General features: G+C 42.8%; 16 protein-coding genes. 13 read left to right on the top strand and 3 right to left on the bottom strand.

Annotation, left to right across the window (positions count from 1 at the left end; translation table 11 throughout):
* Positions 1 to 221 precede the first annotated feature (221 nt).
* Entirely contained in the window at positions 222 to 2,501 is a 2,280-nt protein-coding gene (locus ORH16_RS16100; RefSeq protein WP_265459900.1) for a glycosyltransferase family 2 protein, read from the top strand.
* 8 nt (positions 2,502 to 2,509) lie between these two features.
* Positions 2,510 to 4,072 (top strand): chitinase, encoded by a 1,563-nt coding sequence (locus ORH16_RS16095; protein ID WP_265459899.1) that lies wholly within the window; start codon positions 2,510 to 2,512, stop codon positions 4,070 to 4,072.
* Positions 4,073 to 4,260: 188 nt separating this feature from the next.
* Here the strand turns inward: ORH16_RS16095 and ORH16_RS16090 are convergent, their stop codons facing one another.
* The 3 genes from ORH16_RS16090 to ORH16_RS16080 all read right to left on the bottom strand — a co-directional run bounded on the left by ORH16_RS16090 (position 4,261) and on the right by ORH16_RS16080 (position 8,870).
* On the bottom strand, positions 4,261 to 6,792 hold the full coding sequence (locus ORH16_RS16090; RefSeq protein WP_265459898.1) for a LuxR C-terminal-related transcriptional regulator: 2,532 nt from the start codon (positions 6,790 to 6,792) through the stop codon (positions 4,261 to 4,263).
* A 283-nt stretch (positions 6,793 to 7,075) separates the two neighbouring features.
* Positions 7,076 to 8,056 (bottom strand): ABC transporter substrate-binding protein, encoded by a 981-nt coding sequence (locus tag ORH16_RS16085; protein WP_265459897.1) that lies wholly within the window; start codon positions 8,054 to 8,056, stop codon positions 7,076 to 7,078.
* A gap of 58 nt (positions 8,057 to 8,114) precedes the next feature.
* A complete protein-coding gene (locus ORH16_RS16080) occupies positions 8,115 to 8,870 on the bottom strand; it encodes a polysaccharide deacetylase family protein (protein ID WP_265459896.1) in 756 nt (251 codons plus the stop codon).
* 93 nt (positions 8,871 to 8,963) lie between these two features.
* Between ORH16_RS16080 and ORH16_RS16075 the strand changes: the two genes are divergently transcribed.
* From ORH16_RS16075 to ORH16_RS16025, 11 genes are all read left to right on the top strand, one after another.
* Positions 8,964 to 9,686, top strand: coding sequence for an ABC transporter ATP-binding protein (locus ORH16_RS16075; protein WP_265459895.1), 723 nt, complete (start codon positions 8,964 to 8,966; stop codon positions 9,684 to 9,686).
* On the top strand, positions 9,679 to 10,413 hold the full coding sequence (locus ORH16_RS16070; RefSeq protein ID WP_265459894.1) for an ABC transporter permease: 735 nt from the start codon (positions 9,679 to 9,681) through the stop codon (positions 10,411 to 10,413). The genes ORH16_RS16075 and ORH16_RS16070 overlap by 8 nt, the downstream gene beginning before the upstream one ends.
* Before the next feature lie 95 nt (positions 10,414 to 10,508).
* Entirely contained in the window at positions 10,509 to 11,048 is a 540-nt protein-coding gene (locus ORH16_RS16065) for a DUF1697 domain-containing protein (protein WP_265459892.1), read from the top strand.
* 200 nt (positions 11,049 to 11,248) lie between these two features.
* Positions 11,249 to 12,688: a cryptochrome/photolyase family protein gene (locus ORH16_RS16060; RefSeq protein ID WP_265459891.1), complete on the top strand. Its 1,440-nt coding sequence runs from the start codon at positions 11,249 to 11,251 to the stop codon at positions 12,686 to 12,688.
* The gene (locus tag ORH16_RS16055) at positions 12,681 to 13,067 is read left to right on the top strand and encodes a YbgA family protein (protein ID WP_265459890.1); all 387 of its coding nucleotides are present in this window, start codon (positions 12,681 to 12,683) and stop codon (positions 13,065 to 13,067) included. The genes ORH16_RS16060 and ORH16_RS16055 overlap by 8 nt, the downstream gene beginning before the upstream one ends.
* A gap of 305 nt (positions 13,068 to 13,372) precedes the next feature.
* Positions 13,373 to 13,951 (top strand): histidine phosphatase family protein, encoded by a 579-nt coding sequence (locus tag ORH16_RS16050; RefSeq protein ID WP_265459889.1) that lies wholly within the window; start codon positions 13,373 to 13,375, stop codon positions 13,949 to 13,951.
* Between the two features lie 79 nt (positions 13,952 to 14,030).
* Positions 14,031 to 14,921 (top strand): LysR family transcriptional regulator, encoded by an 891-nt coding sequence (locus tag ORH16_RS16045; protein WP_265459888.1) that lies wholly within the window; start codon positions 14,031 to 14,033, stop codon positions 14,919 to 14,921.
* A gap of 149 nt (positions 14,922 to 15,070) precedes the next feature.
* Complete coding sequence (locus ORH16_RS16040) at positions 15,071 to 15,700, top strand: DUF2922 domain-containing protein (protein ID WP_265459887.1); 630 nt, start codon at positions 15,071 to 15,073, stop codon at positions 15,698 to 15,700.
* Between the two features lie 248 nt (positions 15,701 to 15,948).
* Entirely contained in the window at positions 15,949 to 17,421 is a 1,473-nt protein-coding gene (locus tag ORH16_RS16035) for a UbiD family decarboxylase (RefSeq protein ID WP_265459886.1), read from the top strand.
* 39 nt (positions 17,422 to 17,460) lie between these two features.
* Complete coding sequence (locus tag ORH16_RS16030; RefSeq protein WP_265459885.1) at positions 17,461 to 18,021, top strand: UbiX family flavin prenyltransferase; 561 nt, start codon at positions 17,461 to 17,463, stop codon at positions 18,019 to 18,021.
* A 2-nt stretch (positions 18,022 to 18,023) separates the two neighbouring features.
* Positions 18,024 to 18,425 carry an amino acid decarboxylase gene (locus ORH16_RS16025; protein WP_265459884.1) on the top strand — a complete coding sequence of 134 codons (402 nt, stop codon included), beginning with the start codon at positions 18,024 to 18,026 and terminating at the stop codon, positions 18,423 to 18,425.
* The last annotated feature ends 46 nt before the right edge of the window (positions 18,426 to 18,471 follow it).

The following is an 18,471-nucleotide window of genomic DNA, read 5'->3' as shown; positions in this document are numbered from 1 at the left end:
TACCAAAATACAATTGTTTTTTTATGTTAATTGTGGCAAGAAAACGCTATTCATTCATCATAATAACAGCTTTTCACCATTAATAAAGTAATATTGATAAATTTTGGTAGAGAAAATAATCGGGAGGGAGCTTTAGCGGGAATTTTGCAGCGTAATTGGTAGCTAGGCAACTGTTTTGCTGTGAGTAATAAGGAGCAAGAAGAAAATAGGAGTGAAGAAATATGAAAAAAATGAAACGACAAATAGGTACAGAACGAGATATGACCCCTCTCTCGTGCAAACATAAACATGCATCCACAGCAAAATTAACCATGAATCGAATTTACATAATTATTACTATTCTTTTTTGGATTATTTATATCACCTCAACTATTTTCAATCAATTTATCTACAACGACTTGCGAAGTTTACAGTCAGTGTTGGAAGCCATCTTGTACATGGTGATTGTCACACTATTGAATTTTTCGGCTGTGATTTATCTCTTTTCAAGGGAAGGCGCATTAAAACGATTTAATGAGCACACCCGAACGCCAAGGGAAAAGCTGGATGATTACTTTTCTGATAACCAATCCAAAATTACCGTTTTAGTCCCCTCATACGATGAAGAAGTCTCTGTGATAAAAAAAACCATCCTATCTGCAGCCCTGCAGGAGTATCCGGAAATTGATGTTGTCCTACTAATTGATGATAAAGTTCACCCTGATTCACCTGAAGCGATTGAAAAATTGGAGGCCACAAAGGCAATCGCTGCTGATTTAAATAAGTTATTGAGCGAACCGGCTAAGCGCTTTAAGCAGGCCGTTAAAGAGTTTGAAAAAGAACATAAAAAGTCTAAGGTAGTGAAGTGTCACGTCTTAAAAAAATTAGGCGAGCAATATGAGTGGGCCGCCAACTGGTTGAATCAGTTGGCTGACAGCGAAGCGATTGAGGATCATGTGGATGTCTTTTTTGCAGATCAGGTACTAAGAGACTTGGCTAAAGAATTGATGATGACCAGTGAAGCAATCAGTACCGCTGTTGAGCAGGAAGCGGCGATTACCTATAAAAGAGGTCAGCAATTATTCAAACGGCTGGCGTGGATTTTTACTGTTAATATCAGCTATTTCCAACGAAAAAAATATGTTTCTTTATCCCACGAAGCCAATAAGGCCATGAATTTGAATTCTTATATCGATTTGATGGGCGGAAATTATCAGATTATTCAAACACCGATTGGCGAGGTGCTGAAGCCAACGGAAAATCGCAAAGCTGCTGATTTGATTATACCAGATAGTGAGTATTTATTGACCTTAGATGCGGATTCGATTTTATTAAGGGAATATTGTCTGCGTCTGGTCTATTTGTTAAATCAACCAGGCAATGAACGGATTGCTGTTGCTCAAACGCCGTATTCTTCCTTTAGAGGGACTCCGACGCGCATTGAGCGAATTGCTGGCGCAACGACAGATATTCAGCATATTTTGCATCAGGGCAGTACCTATTACAATGCGACATTTTGGGTGGGAGCCAATGCAGTGATTCGCAAGCGGGCTCTAGAGGATATTGCAGAGACAGAGATGGTCCACGGCTTTACTGTGCGCCGCTTTATTCAAGACCGCACAGTTATTGAAGATACCGAATCCAGTGTGGACTTGGGACGAAAAGGCTGGTCGCTGATTAATTATCCTGAACGCTTAAGTTATAGTGCGACACCTCCTGATTTCGGTTCGTTAATTATTCAAAGGCGACGCTGGGCAAATGGCGGTCTGCTGATTTTGCCAAAGCTGTTTGCCGCAAAGAAACAGCGTAAACAAGATGGCAATCCGATGAAGCTGATGGAGTTATGCATTCGGATGAATTATATGGCTTCAGTGTGTTGGGCAAGCTTTGGTTTGATTTTTCTATTGGTTTATCCCTTTGATTCGGCGTTGCTTAGTGTCTTTATTTTCTTTTCTGCAATTTCATATTTTGTTGCCATGTCTAGTGACTTAAAACTGTTGCGTTACAAACGGACGGATATTTTTAGAGTTTACGGGTTTAATTTATTGTTGTTGGCAGTCAATTTAGCTGGAGTTATCAAATCGGTTCAACAGGCGTTAACTAGTGAAAAAATTCCTTTTGCCCGGACGCCGAAGGTTAATGATCGTACCGCATCGCCAAGTCTCTATATTATCGCACCGTTAGCAATAATCGGCTTTTCGATTTTCACCTGCTATCAGTCCTATCAGGCTGGAAATTATCCAAATGCCTTGTTTGCTGGATTTAATGCAATCACAGCGACTTGGGCGACTATTTCCTACATTGGGATTGGTAATATGCTCGTTGACTTGGCACATAATTTAATTAGTTGGTTGTTTGTTGAGAAAAAATCCAAATGTCAAAAGGAAGAAGAAAGTCAAGCTGGCATCGATTGGCAATCCGTACTGTATTTTGGCAGTACCGATGAAAAAGTTCCATTAGGATTAACCTTAAATACAATGGCTGCTGAAGATCAAAGGACCAACGTGAGAAAAGGAAGGTAAGGGGCGTAATGGAGAATAAAAAAAATAAAAAAAGATTGTCGATACCAAGGCTCCTCTTACTAAGCTTAGCTATAGCGGGCATCGTTGCCTTTTGCTATTTAAATGGCCCAGAGGTGATTCATAAAGCAACTGCTGAATCCCATAGCGAAAAGAAAAATGCGACTTGGTTTGCCGCCTATGTGGATGCCACTTTGACACCACAGCTTGATTTTGAACAATTAAGCCAAAATGTTGTTCTTTCGTTTATTGTAGCAGACTCTGAGAATGGTGAGCCGAGCTGGGGTGCGGCATATTCTTTAGAAGAAGCTGCCAGCTCACTAGAATTAGACCGGCGGATTGCTCGCGTAAGACAAAATGGCTATGATGTGATTGTTTCTTTTGGGGGATTAGCAAATGATGAGCTAGCCTTAAATGCAGAAGATGCCGATGATTTAATGGCTGCCTATCTCTCTGTTGTGGAACGGTATGAGCTGTCGACAATTGATTTGGATTTGGAAAATGAAGGGCTGACAGACTCTGATCAAGGTCAGCTGCGGGCAAAAGCGATTGCCAAGCTGCAGGAAGAACGCAGTCAGTCCGGTGAGGATTTAGCAGTTTGGTTGACACTGCCAGTGATTACTACCGGCTTAACTGAAGATGGCGTTCAAGCAATTGAAACAATGTTAGAAGCTGGAGTTGACTTGGCCGGCGTTAATCTTATGACCATGAACTTCGGTGAAACTTACGATGACGATGAATCGATGGGACAAAATTGCATTGACGCATTGGTGGCTACCCACAATCAGCTGTCACAAATTTATCAAGGTCAAGGAACATATTTAAGTGATGCTACGCTATGGTCAAAATTAGGTGCAACGCCAATGATTGGCCAAAATGATGTGTCTGATGAAGTTTTTACCTTAGATGATGCTGCTGAACTCAATCAATTTGCTCAAGAAAAAGGTCTCGGCCGCTTGTCCATGTGGTCGGCAAATCGAGATCGTGAATCGACGCAAAGTTCCATTAATACAGGAGTCGTGTCTAACCATTACAGTGGTGTGGAGCAAACAGCCCAAGCTTTTTCAAATAGTTTAAAAGCAGGTCTTGAAGGCACAATTTCCACCAGCGCTCAAACTAAAACCAGCTCTGAGATGACGGCTGAAGAAAGTGAAGCCTTAAAGACGGATGATCCGGAAACTTCGCCATATCAAATTTGGTCGGAGGACACCACTTATCTAGTCGGCACAAAAGTTGTTTGGCAGCACAGCGTTTATCAAGCTCAGTGGTGGACACAAGGGGATGAACCAGCAGTTCCTCTGGATAATAACAGCTCCAATCCATGGCAGCTGATTGGCCCCGTTTTAGACGGAGAAACACCTGTTGAGGAAATTAAATTACCAAGCGGTACTTATCCTGAATGGGATAGTGAAGCAGTATACACTGCTGGCGATTATGTGATGCTAGATGACAATGCTTATGTTGCCAAATGGTGGAATCAAGCGGACACTCCGGAAAAGGCGACAACCTCACCGGATGATTCTCCGTGGAAGCTTTTGACACAAGAAGAGATTCAAGAAATTTTAGATAAGTAGCTACTGTGGCCTGACAGGGTGTTGGTTGCATAAAAAGAGTCCTACTATTAGAAATGAACAGATAAAATCTGAAAACCTAGCGTTGCTCCTTCAGCCGTCTTATCAGACTGGCACTTGAAGAAATTAGCTGGGAATTTCAAAAATTTATTTGTAAACTGCTGATAGTAGAGCTCTTTTTTTACGTGATGCTAATCGAGTAAACCAAGTTGCTGACATTGCTGCAAGGCTTCTTGTTTATTTTTAACGCCTAGTTTTTTATAGGCGCCGCTTAGATGAAATTTAATTGTGTGAATACTCAGTCCGGTAATTTCAGAGAGTTCCTGATTGGAATAGCCCAGCCGCAGGTAGCGCAGCATATTTTTTTGCTGGCGCGTTAGGCGGTTAGACTCCTGCCGTAAATTTTTGGTGAGATTATGACCCCGTGCAGCCTGCTTCTCAGTTTCCTGTAGCACCTTTTCTAAAAACTTCGGCTGAATGGCGTAAGGCAGATTTTGTTCCTTTAAGCGCCAAGCCAATTCCTTTAAAATCGGCAGCACAGCCGCCCCTTCATCAGCAATCATTCGAGAAAAGCCCAGTTTTTGAAAATCTAATAGGACGGTAGCAAGTAAGTCGATGGCTTGGTCCTTATTTTTCAATTTCCACGCCATCATTCCTTGAAGTAGATGGACCTCTGCTGTATCGATTTTCCGATTAAAAGCCGTCGTCACCTGCTCCATTTTATCGAGTAAATCAAGGGCCGTTTTTGCATCATTTATCGTGATGAGTGCTCGTACCGTGGTGAAATAGCGATAAAGATTATACAGTTCAATTTGAGAAGGGCTAGTGATAGCATAAGTATCTAACCAGCTTTTAGCAGCTTTGCGGCTGGCCTTCTGATTGCTCAGATTAGTCAAAAGGGCCGCTAAATTAATCTGATAAGTCGAGTCCTGCCAGCTTTCCGTTAATTTTGTCAGCTGGTCGAGAGTCTGTCTGAAATCGGCGTCAGTTAAGTCCTCATGGAGCACTAACTTTTGCATGTAGTAGCAAAAAGTGAATTCATTTTTGCCATTTGCTGGTAGCGTGAGCTGAGTGAGAATTTTTTTTGCAGCTGGCAGCTGGTTTTTTTCGTAGAGAAGACCAGCCTGCAGCAAAGATAAAATAGTTTGCGCTTCAGCTCCTAGAAGGGACTTAGCAATTGTGTTAGGCCATTTTAAACGGGCTAAATTGGCAAATTCGGAGTAGTTGCGACCAGACCGGTGAAAAAAAGGTAGCTGCATCGTCACACTGCTCCACTCTAAACGACCTCGCATCAGCTTGAGGATATTATGACGGCGAAAATCATTTAGCACCTGCAGGCAGTTTTTGCGGGGATCAACAAAGCTGATTAACACTGAATCAGCATAGAAATCAGGATAGTGTTGGGCGATTTCCGGTAACTTTTGATTGATATCATCAATAATCCGCCGCACCATTTTAGCTCGGCCCGTGACATAATAAAAACCGGCATACTGGGATAAAAGAAATGGATAAGGGAATTTTGATAAATTTAAGCTGTTGAGATTGGGGAAAGCCGCAAAGTTATCTAAAAATTCCGTCATCGATAGATCATTGAAGGTTTTGTCACTTGCTTGATGAATCTGTTGGTTGGCATATCTGATTAATTGACTGTTGCCGCTTTTTAAAGACACACTGCGGGCCAAAAAAATATTGTGTTGCTGCAAATAATAGTCAACGGTCCGTCTAAAGAGTGCCAGCGTCTCTTCATTTGGGAAGAGTCTCAGCTGTTCTTGTAAAAAGCCAGTCAAAAATTCTTGATAACAGTAGGTATCATCTGCTACCTGAGTGACTCCAAATACTTCTTGGCTTAACTGCCGCAGCATTTCACTGCTGCAAGCACTTTGGGTGATTTCAGTCACAGCAGGCACAGTTAGCGTTGACAATAGGCTTGTTTGAAGTAGTAAATTTTGAGAATTTTTGGTTAAACTTGGCCAGACTTGCTTGGCGAAATAACAACCTAAAAGCTCCTCATCGGTCAACGTAATTTTGTCATTTTCTGCGGCAATTGCAGTGATGGCGGCGGCTGGGACAGCGTCACTCATTTGACAGATAGTGGTGGCTAACTCTTCGGTGATTGGTCGTTGCATCAGGTTGAAAAAAAGCTGCAGCTCCGCTTTAGAAAAAGCGAGGTCCTCTGCGGTAAATAAATTTTGGGCAGCTTCAATATAAGTAGGCAACAGGTCGGCCATGCGCCGGTTGTTTGTCGTTAAAAGTATCAGTGACAGATTTGCTGGGAGCCGTTTGAAAATAAATTGGAGGCTTCGAAGAATTTCTGGTTGGGTAATTTTTTCCAAATGGCTTAGCACCAAAGCAGATGCTTGTTCCTCTGGTTTAAAGAGGGTCAACATTTCAATAGTGGTTTCAATTGGATTTTTGTGGAAGTCAGCTGTGTCTAAGCAGGCTTTTAGCGTGACGTTTGTCGGTTGCAAATTAATCAACGCTGTGGCCATTAAATTGAAAAAGTCTGCCACCTGATTGTCTGCTTCCGTCAGGTGTAACCAAGCATGCTTATGGCCAGTTTCTTTAAGCCAGTGATAAGCAGTTGTTTGTTTGCCATAGCCGACAGGCGCTTCTAGCACAAGGATCTGCTGTTGAACTTTTGTCAGCCGATTGTACAATGTGGTACGGGGCACCCAAATTTTCGGCAGCGAAGGGAATTGATGTTTATAAGTAAATTCAGCCATTTGGTTGTCTCCTTGCTCAGTTTCTCACTTTTACTATACCACGATTTTTTGATTAGAAAAGAGTATATTCGAGAGATTCATGACAAAAAAGCAGCCATCTTGAATAAAAAAAGAGGCTGAGACATTAGTTGAAACAGATTCGAATTTCACGAACTAAACTAGCGGGAAGTACTAAAAATTGTCAATGTGGAGCGAGGACCTATTGGACCACATGGACAAATACAATCTAGTTTGGATTTCATCTGTTAAAAAGACTAATGTCACAGTCTCGTTTTCTTATTTTTTATTCACTTAAATAACTAAAATCGGTTAATTGCTCATAGGTATACTCTTCGTCAATCTGACCTTTATCCTTGGTCCAGGTGATAATTTTTTCAAATTGGTCCTGGGGCACAGCTTGGGCATAAGGATAGTCCTCCTCTTGGCTGTCCAAGTATTGGCTCATGGCGTCAGGAAATTGATAATTGGCCAAAATATCCGCATACTCTGAGGCTACGTGTTCATTCATATAATCAATTGCTTGATTATATGCAGTGTAAAAGGCCTGAATATCCTGTGGACGTTCATCTAAGACAGCGTCCATAAATTGAATCGTGCCACCTTTGATGCCTTGTTCTTTGGAGCTGCCTAAGACAATGGCTCCTTGAGCGGCTAGCATGCTGGCCTGCGGTTCGGTGTAAACGGCGCCGTCAACTTGGTTATTTAAGAGGGCTTCCGAACGGGCAGAAAAAGAAGGGATGTCAACAATTTCATAGGTGAAATCATTTTCCGCTGCAAATTCATCCATGATGTATTCCAAAATAAAATTCGGCACTAAGGTAACCGTTTTATTCGCTAAGCCGCTCATCTCCGTGATGCCAGAGTCTGGTGAAGCCAAGACTTTGAAATCTTCTAAAATATCAGAGGTAATTGTTAAATCGATGCCATTCTTTTTAAAGGTAGCTTCTGTCATAACATCGCTGATCGTGCCATCAATTTCCTGCGCTTGAATGGCAACATTGCGGTCATTTGGCGAAGAGAAGGATTTGATTTCTACATCTAAACCTAAGTCAGAAAAATAGCCTTCCTCCTTGGCCAAGATAATCGGAATTGCTGATTCAGATGGCAAAATTCCGACATTTAAAGTTTGGTCGGTGACCGCCGCTTCACTGGTAACCGTACTGCTGTCAGTTGTGTCGGTGCTATCGGCAGTGTCGGAACCACAGGCGCTTAACACACCGATTCCCAATAACATAATCCCCAAAGTACCCCAAAATTTTTTCATTTTTCTTGATTCATTCCTTTCCCATGTCTAGGTCGTTTATTTAGAATTTTTTTTGCAATCAGTCGGCTGTAGCTGTCATTAATTCCTTGAAGGCTGCTAACGACATCGCTGCCGGAATAACATCCCGCCGCAGCTCTAATGGATTTGTTGCCGCTGTGTTAAAGCCGGGCTTAGTGGTAAAGGCTAATTTAAAGGACATTTCTTTTAAAGAAGTGACGGTTTGCTGATCGTATAGGCCAAAGGGATAGGCGAAAACATCTTTATGCTGAATAATCTCAGCTTGATTAGCCAAAGCAACATCCGCTTTAAAATCCGTCGGTGTTTCCCACATTGATTTGGCCGCTGTCGTTCCTCGACGCTGATGGAAATGGGCCGTGTGATTGGCGTATTCAAAGACATCCGCCATCGCTGTTAAGTCTTCGGAGCTCAAGACTTTTAAGACATCCGCTTGATAAGCAGCTGGCTTTGGAAAAAGCCAGCCAGTGGCTACAAAGACGCTGGCTTTGACTCCGGCGGCTTTCAAAACCGGATAAGCATATTCCTTTAAAGATTGGAAGCAATCATCAAAGGTTAACAGGACCGATTTTTCCGGCAGTGGAGTCTGTTGTTGATAAAAAGCTTTCAGCTCAGCAAGAGTTAAGAGATGATAGTTTTTTTCCACGAGATAGTTTATTCGTTCTTCAAAAAGCGGTAAACTATCAAAAAGAGGCAGCGGCAGCGCATCTTGGTAGCCATCGTGGACAATGATGGGGCGCTGCTGGCCGTTCAGTTCATTTTGCGGCCGAATTTCGTGGAAGACTAGAGTTCTAAACACGCATTTCACCTGACTTTCTTAGATTCATTTCGGATAACAGTATAGCATAGAATCAAGCTGATTTTTGTAGTTTTATTCACGAGGAGTTTGAAAATGGCAATAGAATTAAACAAGGTTTCCTTTCAATATGGCGAAAAAAATATTTTAAAGGAGCTGTCCTTCAATTTTGAAGAAGGACGGAGCTATGTTCTTTTAGGGCGCTCAGGGATTGGCAAAAGTACTTTACTGTCTTTGCTGAAGGGCTTTGAAAAGCCGGCAACCGGTGAAATTATTTATCAGAAGACAACGCCTGAAGCGGTAGAAATTGTCTTTCAAGAATTATTTTTATTTCCTTGGCAGACAGTTTTTCAAGGGGTCGAGCTGCCGTTGAAAATTCAGCGGCTGCCTAAGGATAAAAGACGTGAAAAGGTGAACAGCCTGCTGGCAGAATTAGGCTTAGCTGAGTTCAAGGAGCAGTATCCGGCAGCTTTGAGCGGCGGTCAAAAACAAAGAGTTGCGATGGCTCGTGGATTGGTGACCAATCCCGATTATCTGCTTTTAGATGAACCGACTTCTTCCTTAGATCAGGAGACGAAGGAAATGGCTCAAGAATTAATTTTGCGGGAGCAGCAAAAACGGAAAAATACCCTAATTACGGTGACCCATGATATTGAAGAGGCTGCTTATCTAGGAGAAATCATTTTAATTATGGCGGCTGGTCAGCTGCAAGTTGTTGAAAGTCCAGTCTTCCAACTGGAAAATCGTCGGGAAGATTTGGCTTTTTATGAATTTTGCATTCACTTAAGAGCTTTGCTGAAGGGGGCCCGCCATGAATAAATCAAAAATAAACGTCTTGGTGTTTGGCGTATTATCAACGCTGCTTTTATGGCAGCTTTTATGTCTGCTGACCAATAATCAGTCGCTGCCAAGTCCCCTGACCACCATTGTGAAAGCTTGGGAAATAAAGGGCCCGCTCCTACTTCATGCCGGCGCCAGTCTCCTACGAATTCTAGCCGCTTTAACAATAGCGGTAGCCATCGGACTGCCCTTTGGCATTTTTATGGGGCGTAATCGGCTGGTGGATCGTTTTTTAGGCCCGCTTATTTATTTTCTTTATCCATTGCCGAAAGTTGCTTTTTTGCCAGTCTTTATGATTTTCTTTGGTCTAGGAAATCTATCGAAAATTTTGCTAATTTTTGCGATTGTTTCCATCCAAGTGATTGTTTCTGTGCGGGACAGCGTTAAAAATATTCCCGCAGGCTACAATCAAGTGATGGACAACTACAACAGCAGCCACTGGCAAAAAATCCGCCTACTGATTTTACCAGCGCTGCTGCCTAATTTATTAGCAAGTCTGCGGGTCAGTGTGGGCATTTCATTAGCTTCACTGTTTTTTGCGGAGAATTATAATACCCGCTACGGCTTAGGTTATTTGATTTTGAGCGCCTGGACCAAAATGGATTATCCGGAAATGTTTGCCGGTATTTTAGCTATCGGTCTGCTGGGCTTTTTGATTTTCAGCGGCTTAGATGCTATCGAGCGACGCACTTGCCGTTATCGATGAGGAAAACCGAGTAATAATTTTGACTTTAGTAATATTAAAAAGTTGGAGTAAGCAATGATCACTTGATTTAAAATAATAGAGGACAAGGAGCCAGTATGAAACAATATATCGCCTTTTTACGAGGCATCAACGTCAGTGGGAAAAATAAAATTAGTATGCCGATTTTGCGGGAGGCTTTTGCGGCAGCCGGCTTTGAGAACGTTAAAACTTATATCAATAGCGGAAATATTTTGTTCAGCACCCCACAACAAGAGCCGGCCGTTTTAGTTGAGCTGTGCCAGCAAATTATTTTGGTAGAATTTGACTTGGCGATTCCCGTTGCCATTATTTCTGTGGAGGAATTACAGGAAGTGGTCGCTCATGCGCCTGACTGGTGGACCACAGATAAAGAAATCGTGACCTACGCCATTTTTCTGCTGCCGCCATTAAATGTGGCGGAAGTGGTGGCAGCTGTCGGCGAGATTGACCCGCAGTATGAACAGCTTTCGGTTTATCAAAATGTTATCTTTTGGTCAACGCCCTTGAAGACCTTCAATAAATCACGTTGGTCGAAAATTGCCAGCTCAGCCGTGAATCGGCGGGTGACTATTCGAAATTCCCGCACTGTGTTAAAGATGTTGGAGCTGGCAGAATAGCTATGGGCAAATAGTTTAAAATTTTCCTAGGAGAATATCATGAGCATTGGTGCATACCGGAGGCATTATTAAAAATTTTCGAGTTGCTGCTAGATTAAATCCAGCAGACTATTTAGCGTATCAAATGCACTTTCAAGCCATTTATGCTACGTTGAAAAGTAACAGGAACGTTAAATCGAAAAATTTTGAGGTGTAGTAAAATGCAGACAGTTGTATGGTTTCGCCGTGATTTAAGAATTCAAGATAATAAGGCTTTATACCACGCCTGCCGTGATTTGGGTCAAGACGAGCTGATTCTACTGTTTCAGGCTAATCCTGAGCAGTTTATTGAAGACAGTCCCAATCATCAGGCTTTTTTTGCCAGTGTTGGTTATTTTAAAGAAAAAATTGACGAGCAGGCTCAACTGCAGGTGATGGTGGGCGAGCCTGTGGAGCTGTTTAAGAAATTAAAGAAGCAACTGCCCGACTGGCAACGGATTTATTATAATGAGGATACTAGCGGCTTTGGAGCTGAGCGGGATCAGGCTGCCGAGGAATTTTTCAAGGAAAATGAGATTACGAGCCACGCCTATCAAGATGCTTATCTTCACGGCGCTGATGAAATCAAAAATCAGCAGGGGGAGCATTATAAAGTGTTCACCCCGTACCATAAAAAATGGGCCGAGCAGACGAAGGAGACGCCGTTGAAGGTGGATTTTCAGCCGCAAGCAGTTCAGCAAAAGGTCTTATTTCCTAAAGATGAAGAGCAGTTTAAAAAATTGCTTGAAAAATTACCGGAAAACCAGCGACCTTTAGGGGAAGCTGCCGCTAAAAAGCGCTTGGAGAAATTTATTAAAAATTCAGTCAAAGATTATCAGAAATCTCGAGATATTCCGAGCCTCGATCAGACAAGCCATTTGTCGCGGTTTTTGCGCACTGGCGAAATTTCGATTCGGACTGTTTGGCAACTAGTGGAGGCGGCCACTTCTTCCGAAGGCCGCAAAGTTTTCCAACAGGAGCTTTGCTGGCGGGATTTTTATAATATGATTTACAGCTTTGCCCCTAAGCAGAAAAATCAGCCACTACAGGACCAATTTCAGCATATTAAGTGGGAGAACGATGTCGCTTTGTTTGACTGCTGGAAAGAGGGGCAGACCGGTTTTCCGATTGTCGATGCAGCGATGCGCCAATTGCAAACGACCGGCTGGATGCACAACCGTCTGCGGATGATTGTGGCTTCTTTTTTGACCAAGGATTTACTCATTGACTGGCGCTGGGGCGAGCAGTATTTTCAGAAAATGCTGATTGATTACGACCCCGCCAGCAATATCGGCGGCTGGCAGTGGGCCGCCTCCACCGGAACAGATGCGGTGCCGTATTTCCGAATTTTTAATCCGACGACACAATCAGAACGCTTTGATCAAAAAGGCGAATTTATTAGAGAATATGTCACAGAGCTGGCCAACGTGCCGAATAAATTTATTCATCAACCGGAATCCTTAAGTAAAGAAGAACAGGAGGAGTACGGAGTAATTTTAGGCGAGGACTACCCCAAGCCGATCGTTGACCACAAAGAGCGCCGGAAACAAGCGATTTCCATGTATGAAGCCAGTAAAGAATTTGCCAGAGAGACCAGCGAAGGAAAACAAAAAGATGACTAAAGCTTTATTAAAAAATTTCCAGCACTCTTGGAGCCAAAATAAATACTGGGTCATGTCCCGCAGTCAGCAGGCTTATAATGAAATTCGTTTATTAGCCAAAAATAATGAATGGAGTCTGGCTAAAGATGCCCGCTACAAAGAAATTCTTGCGGAATTAGAGGGAAAAGAGCCGACTGTCAAGACGTTGACAGTCGCATATCAGCATATTTGGGGCTATTTCAAAAAGTCAGCCAATCAAGCAGAGCGGGAAACTTATCAGCAATTGATGGCGCTCTTGGCGAGTGACCCCGCTGACGACCAATTGCCAAGCTTTTTGAAAAGCTTGGCTGAGAAGTATCAGGTTGAGTATTTGCTGGAGATGCGGTGGCCGGGGGAGTAGTGGGCTAGTTTCCCCGCAAAAGAAGTTGAATTTCTTCGCTGGTTCATAAGAATAAGCTTATAGAGTTATTGCTCAACAAAAAGCTATGTGTCTACAATCAAGCTTTTAAAGACCACTACCTTTTCACAAAAAATCATGTAAGACATATAAATCATCTCAAAAAATCAGTCATTACTGGCTGATTTTTTTGTTTTCCGTTGGTTTTCGCCGATGAATAATCAGTTTTTGCTTTTTTAGATTGTTTGCAACGGCAAAGTATATTACTCTTTAGTTAACGGAAGTAACAGAATTAGGAGGAGAAATTTTTGACGAAAACACTTTATTTGATGCACCACGGGGAAACGTTGTTCAATGTACTAAATAAGATTCAAGGGAGCTGTGATTCTCCGCTGACTGAAAAAGGAATCAGTCAAGCTCAAGCAGCGGCTCGTTATTTTTCTCAGCAGGGAATTGTTTTTGATCACGCCTATTGTTCGACGCAGGAGCGGGCTTCTGACACCTTGGAAATTGTCACAGATCAAAGTTATCAACGGTTGAAGGGCATCAAAGAAATGAGTTTTGGCGCCTATGAAGGCGAGCGCCAGCTTTTACAGCCGATGCCCCATGAAAAATATAGCGATTATTATCAGCAATTTGGCGGCGAAACGATTCAAGAATTGCGAACTAGGGTCAGCGAAACATTGACATCTTTGATGGAAATGGCGGATCATCAATCAGTGTTGGCGGTTTCCCACAGTGGTGCCATCTACAGCTTTTTAAGCTATATTTCTGGAGATTATGCTGTGTCAAGAACCACCAGCATTCCTAATGCTGGGATTATCCAATTGACCTTTGCGGACGGAAAATTTACGGTTGTAGAAATTATCGACCCTTCTGAAATGTAGAAGTGTTGAGATGTTTTCGAAGAGAGTTCAGTTTGGCTAGTCACTCGTTTTTTTCCAAAAACTATGAGGAGTTCAAAGGATGACAATTCAAAAATTGGAATATTTTGTGATGCTGGCCCAGACGCTAAATTATAGCGAAGCCGCCGAACGCCTTTTTACCACTCAAGGCAATGTCTCCAAACAAATCATGGCTTTGGAAAAGGAATTGGAGCTGGCACTGTTTAAACGAGAGCACCGGCAAGTTGCATTGACGGCAGCTGGCAAAGAATTATTGCCTCAGGCCGACTTGATTTTGCAAAATTATCGGACTTTTCTTGATTCGGCCGCCGCTTTTAAAGAAGCTGCCGGCAGCAAGTTGGCGATTCATGGGATTCCCACGATGGCGACCTATCATGCGATGGAAATCATTGGTCAGTTTCATAAGCAGGAGCCTGAGATTCAGCTCCATTTGGCGGAAGCTGAAAGCTATCAGCTGTTTGAACAATTGAAAACAGACCAATGTGATGTGATTGTGGCCCGCAGGTTTAAGGCTTTGGAGCCGGATTGGGAGGAAGTGCCTTTGGCTAAGGAACACTTTGTGGCGGTGCTGCCGAAAAATCATCCGCTGGCTCAGGAAAAGCAGATTTCGTTGAAGGTGTTGAAGGGGGAAGAATTTTTTCTTTTAGGTAAGAGCACGAATATTTATGAAGCGGTGATGGCACTTTGTCAAAAGGCGGGCTTCACGCCGAAAATTGGTTATTATGGACGGCGGGTTGAAGTTATTTTAAACGTGGTGGCCAATGAGATGGGCATTTCGATTATGATGGAGCGAGCAGCGGCATCTTTTGATAAAAATATAGTGGCGGTTGTGCCGCTGGATTCAAAAGAGTACAGCGAAGTTGGCTTTATGCGGAAAAAGAATCGTGGCTCCAAAAGCAGCGACTTATTTTGGCAGTATTTGCACGAACATCTTCCAAAAAATATTGATTAGCAGCATTTTTAAACAAAAAAAATAAATTCAAAGCAGATGACGGAAAAAGTTATCTGCTTTTTTTTGGAAAAAATTTACTCAGGGTGTTGATTTTTCCTTAGCTAAAGTTGTGTTTATAGTAACTAAGTAAATTTTTTGGAGGGACTATGATGCGAAAATTACATTTAATGTTTAAAAATGCCGACGGTAGCAAAAAGACACTGATTATTCACCTTTGTCGGCAAGATTTAGCCCCGGAATTTGTGAAAACTATGATGGAGGAGTTGATTGCGTTGAAATTATTTCAGCGTAACGGCGTCCAACTCTGCACAGAAATCATCGGAGCAAAGTATGTCGAGAAAAAAGTAACGCCGCTTTTTGATCGGCTGCAATTTTTGAAAAGAAGGAACGGGGCGACTTCTCAACAAAAGTTGATTGCTGCGGAATTAGAGGAAATGCCTGTGACAGAAAAAGGCGAGGGGAAATTATCTGCTGCGCTCAATACAGAAATTGGAGAACAAGCAAAATTAGCAGCCAAACCTGACACAAAAGACAATAATCAAAAAACAAAGCTATTGCTGGCAGATACCGAAAATTTTCTTATAAACACCTCGCATCCAAGAAAAGCATTGCTATGCTTTTCAAAAAGACTTAGCCGTCTCTTGAGACAATCTAGCGACAAGTTCCCAAATTTTCTCAAGAGGGAGTTTCCTGTAATAAGCAGACGCTTCTCAAGTTGGATAACTCCAATAGTAAGCAGTCACTTCTCAATCTGGATAACTCAAATGTCTGGTCCTTAAAACTTAGAAAGTGGCAGCCTTTTTGTATTGCACTCATTTCACTTGATTGACAATAGTTTTCTCAAAAAACTGCGGGCAGCTTTTCTGATTCTCCTTTAAGAACTAATATTTTTTTCGCCTAGCAATTCAGCTCAGAAGAAGCAACTACAAACTATTCCAACTTGGAATAGTTTGTCAATAAATCTGAATTGTTCTTCCTCGGATTTCTCCTTAAACTAAAGGAGGAGAAACGAAAGGGAGTATGAGCGATGACAGAACCATATGATTTAAGAAAAGTATTAGCAGAGCTGAAGGAAATGCCTGGTCAGTATCATGAAACAGATGTCGAAATTGATCCCCATGCCGAATTGGCGGGCGTTTATCGTTACATTGGTGCTGGTGGAACCGTGATGCGTCCGACGCAAATCGGACCGACGATGATGTTTAACAATGTTAAAGGCTTTCCGGGAACTCGGGTGCTGACGGGCATTATGGCCAGCCGTCAACGGGTCGGTCAAATTTTAAAACACGACTACCGCACTTTGGGGCAATTATTAAACCAAGCTGTCAGTAATCCGGTAAAACCGATTAAAGTGTCGCGGGAGCAGGCACCTGCTCAAGAGGTTGTTCATTTAGCCAGCGATGCGGATTTTGATATTCGTAAGCTGGTGGCCGCTCCTACCAATACAGAATATGATGCAGGACCGTATATCACGATGGGTGTCGTCTACGGCTCCAGTCCTGATAAAAAAATCAGCGATGTCACGATTCATCGGATGGTGTTGGAGGATAGAGATACATTGGGGATTTATATCATGCCCGGCGGTCGGCATATCGGGCATTTTCTTGAAGAATATCAAGCCCTCGACAAACCAATGCCGATTACGATTAGTATTGGCTTGGACCCAGCAATTAGCATCGGCACCACCTTTGAACCGCCCACCACACCATTAGGCTACAACGAATTATGGGTGGCGGGTTCCTTGAGAAATGAACCTGTCCAATTAGTTGACGGAGTTGCTGTCGACGAAGTTGGTTTAGCGCGAGCGGAATTTATTATTGAAGGGGAAATTTTACCCCACGAAACAATCCGCGAAGATATGAATACCAACACTGGTTATGCGATGCCGGAGTTTCCCGGCTATAACGGCGAGGCTAATCCGGCGGTCAATGTCATCAAAGTCAAGGCGGTCACTCACCGCAAAGACCGCCCGATTATGCAAACGACCATCGGCCCTAGTGAAGAACATGTCTCGATGGCGGGCATTCCGACTGAAGCCAGCATTTTAAATTTGGTGGACAAGGCCATTCCTGGAAAAGTTGTCAATGTCTACAATCCGTCAGCCGGCGGTGGCAAATTTATGACCATCATGCAGATTCATAAGGAAAATGCCGCTGATGAAGGGATTCAACGGCAAGCAGCCTTGCTAGCTTTTTCAGCTTTTAAAGAGCTGAAAACTGTCATTTTAGTGGATGATGACGTTGATATTTTTGATATGAACGATGTTATCTGGACTATCAATACCCGTTTTCAAGCTCATCAAGACATCATGGTCTTAGAAGGGATGCGCAATCATCCGCTGGACCCATCGGAACGGCCGGAATATTCGCCGGGCATCATCCGCTTTAAAGGTATGTCGTCAAAATTAGTTTTGGATGGCACAGTGCCCTTTGATTTGAAGGGAGAATTTCAGCGGGCCCAATTCAAAGAAGTCACGGATTGGCAAAAATATTTGCAATAACCTTTACAGGTGAAATAAAAAATCATGGAGGAATCGAAAATGAAACGAATCGTCGTCGGTGTCACAGGAGCTTCAGGTACAATTTATGCTATCAATTTATTGCAACAGCTACAAAATAATCCTGAAGTCGAGGTCCATGCAGTTTTCAGCGATTGGGCCAAAGAAAATTTGAAAATTGAAACCGACTATTCCTTCCATGACGTGGCGGAATTAGCCGACTTCACCTATAAAAACCGTGACCTTGGCGCAAAAATTGCCAGCGGCTCCTTTTTGGTGGACGGCATGGTCATCTTGCCCGCCAGCATGAAGACAGTCGCCGGTATCGCCTGTGGTTTCAGCGATAATTTAATCGGCCGGGCCGCAGATGTCACCTTAAAGGAACAACGGAAGTTGATTATTGTGCCTAGAGAAACGCCTTTGAGTGTGATTCATTTGGAAAATCTAACGAAGCTGGCAAAACTCGGCGTGCAAATTATTCCACCGATTCCCGGTTTTTACAATCAACCGCAAACAATTCAGGATTTAATTGACCATCACACGATGAAGATTTTGGACGCCTTAGGCATTCGCAATCAATTAAGTCAACGCTGGGAGGGCTAAGGATGACAGAGCTAAAAAATTTTTCAACAAGTGAATTGGGATTGACCATTTCGGCTGAAGTTACGATTATCGGTAAAGATTTATTAATCAAAATTAGCGGCGGTGACACGCCTCATATCGGGACAGTCACCACCTTAAGTAAAACGGCGGCCATCGAGACCCGCTGTTTTCCCAGCCATGATGGTCGCCTGCATAAAGACGATGTCTTAGCGTTGATAGTCGCGAAAAAAATTCAACCGTTATTGCCTGGCACCTGTGTGATTACAGCTGGTGTCCATGTCAATAAGATTACCTCAGACCAGATTGTGGCTGCTTCAAAAATAACGCAGCAGCTGGCAGAAGAGATTGCCAACTGGATAACAAAATTTGATTTTACAACACCCGAGCCAATCTATTATCAATAGGCTTTAAAAACGAAAAAACGAGTTCTGCTATGATTTTTGCGGAACT

The organism is Enterococcus sp. HY326 (assembly GCF_026157065.1).
Taxonomy (GTDB): domain Bacteria; phylum Bacillota; class Bacilli; order Lactobacillales; family Enterococcaceae; genus HY326.
This window is presented reverse-complemented; position numbering and strand designations above follow the sequence as displayed.

Coding starts and splice junctions, on each gene's coding strand:
- ORH16_RS16060 (WP_265459891.1), top strand. CDS start 11,249: ATGCAGACAGTTGTATGGTTTCGCCGTGATTTAAGAATTCAAGATAAT.
- ORH16_RS16040 (WP_265459887.1), top strand. CDS start 15,071: ATGCGAAAATTACATTTAATGTTTAAAAATGCCGACGGTAGCAAAAAG.
- ORH16_RS16035 (WP_265459886.1), top strand. CDS start 15,949: ATGACAGAACCATATGATTTAAGAAAAGTATTAGCAGAGCTGAAGGAA.
- ORH16_RS16075 (WP_265459895.1), top strand. CDS start 8,964: ATGGCAATAGAATTAAACAAGGTTTCCTTTCAATATGGCGAAAAAAAT.
- ORH16_RS16070 (WP_265459894.1), top strand. CDS start 9,679: ATGAATAAATCAAAAATAAACGTCTTGGTGTTTGGCGTATTATCAACG.
- ORH16_RS16045 (WP_265459888.1), top strand. CDS start 14,031: ATGACAATTCAAAAATTGGAATATTTTGTGATGCTGGCCCAGACGCTA.
- ORH16_RS16055 (WP_265459890.1), top strand. CDS start 12,681: ATGACTAAAGCTTTATTAAAAAATTTCCAGCACTCTTGGAGCCAAAAT.
- ORH16_RS16065 (WP_265459892.1), top strand. CDS start 10,509: ATGAAACAATATATCGCCTTTTTACGAGGCATCAACGTCAGTGGGAAA.
- ORH16_RS16030 (WP_265459885.1), top strand. CDS start 17,461: ATGAAACGAATCGTCGTCGGTGTCACAGGAGCTTCAGGTACAATTTAT.
- ORH16_RS16095 (WP_265459899.1), top strand. CDS start 2,510: ATGGAGAATAAAAAAAATAAAAAAAGATTGTCGATACCAAGGCTCCTC.
- ORH16_RS16085 (WP_265459897.1), bottom strand. CDS start 8,056: ATGAAAAAATTTTGGGGTACTTTGGGGATTATGTTATTGGGAATCGGT.
- ORH16_RS16090 (WP_265459898.1), bottom strand. CDS start 6,792: ATGGCTGAATTTACTTATAAACATCAATTCCCTTCGCTGCCGAAAATT.
- ORH16_RS16025 (WP_265459884.1), top strand. CDS start 18,024: ATGACAGAGCTAAAAAATTTTTCAACAAGTGAATTGGGATTGACCATT.
- ORH16_RS16100 (WP_265459900.1), top strand. CDS start 222: ATGAAAAAAATGAAACGACAAATAGGTACAGAACGAGATATGACCCCT.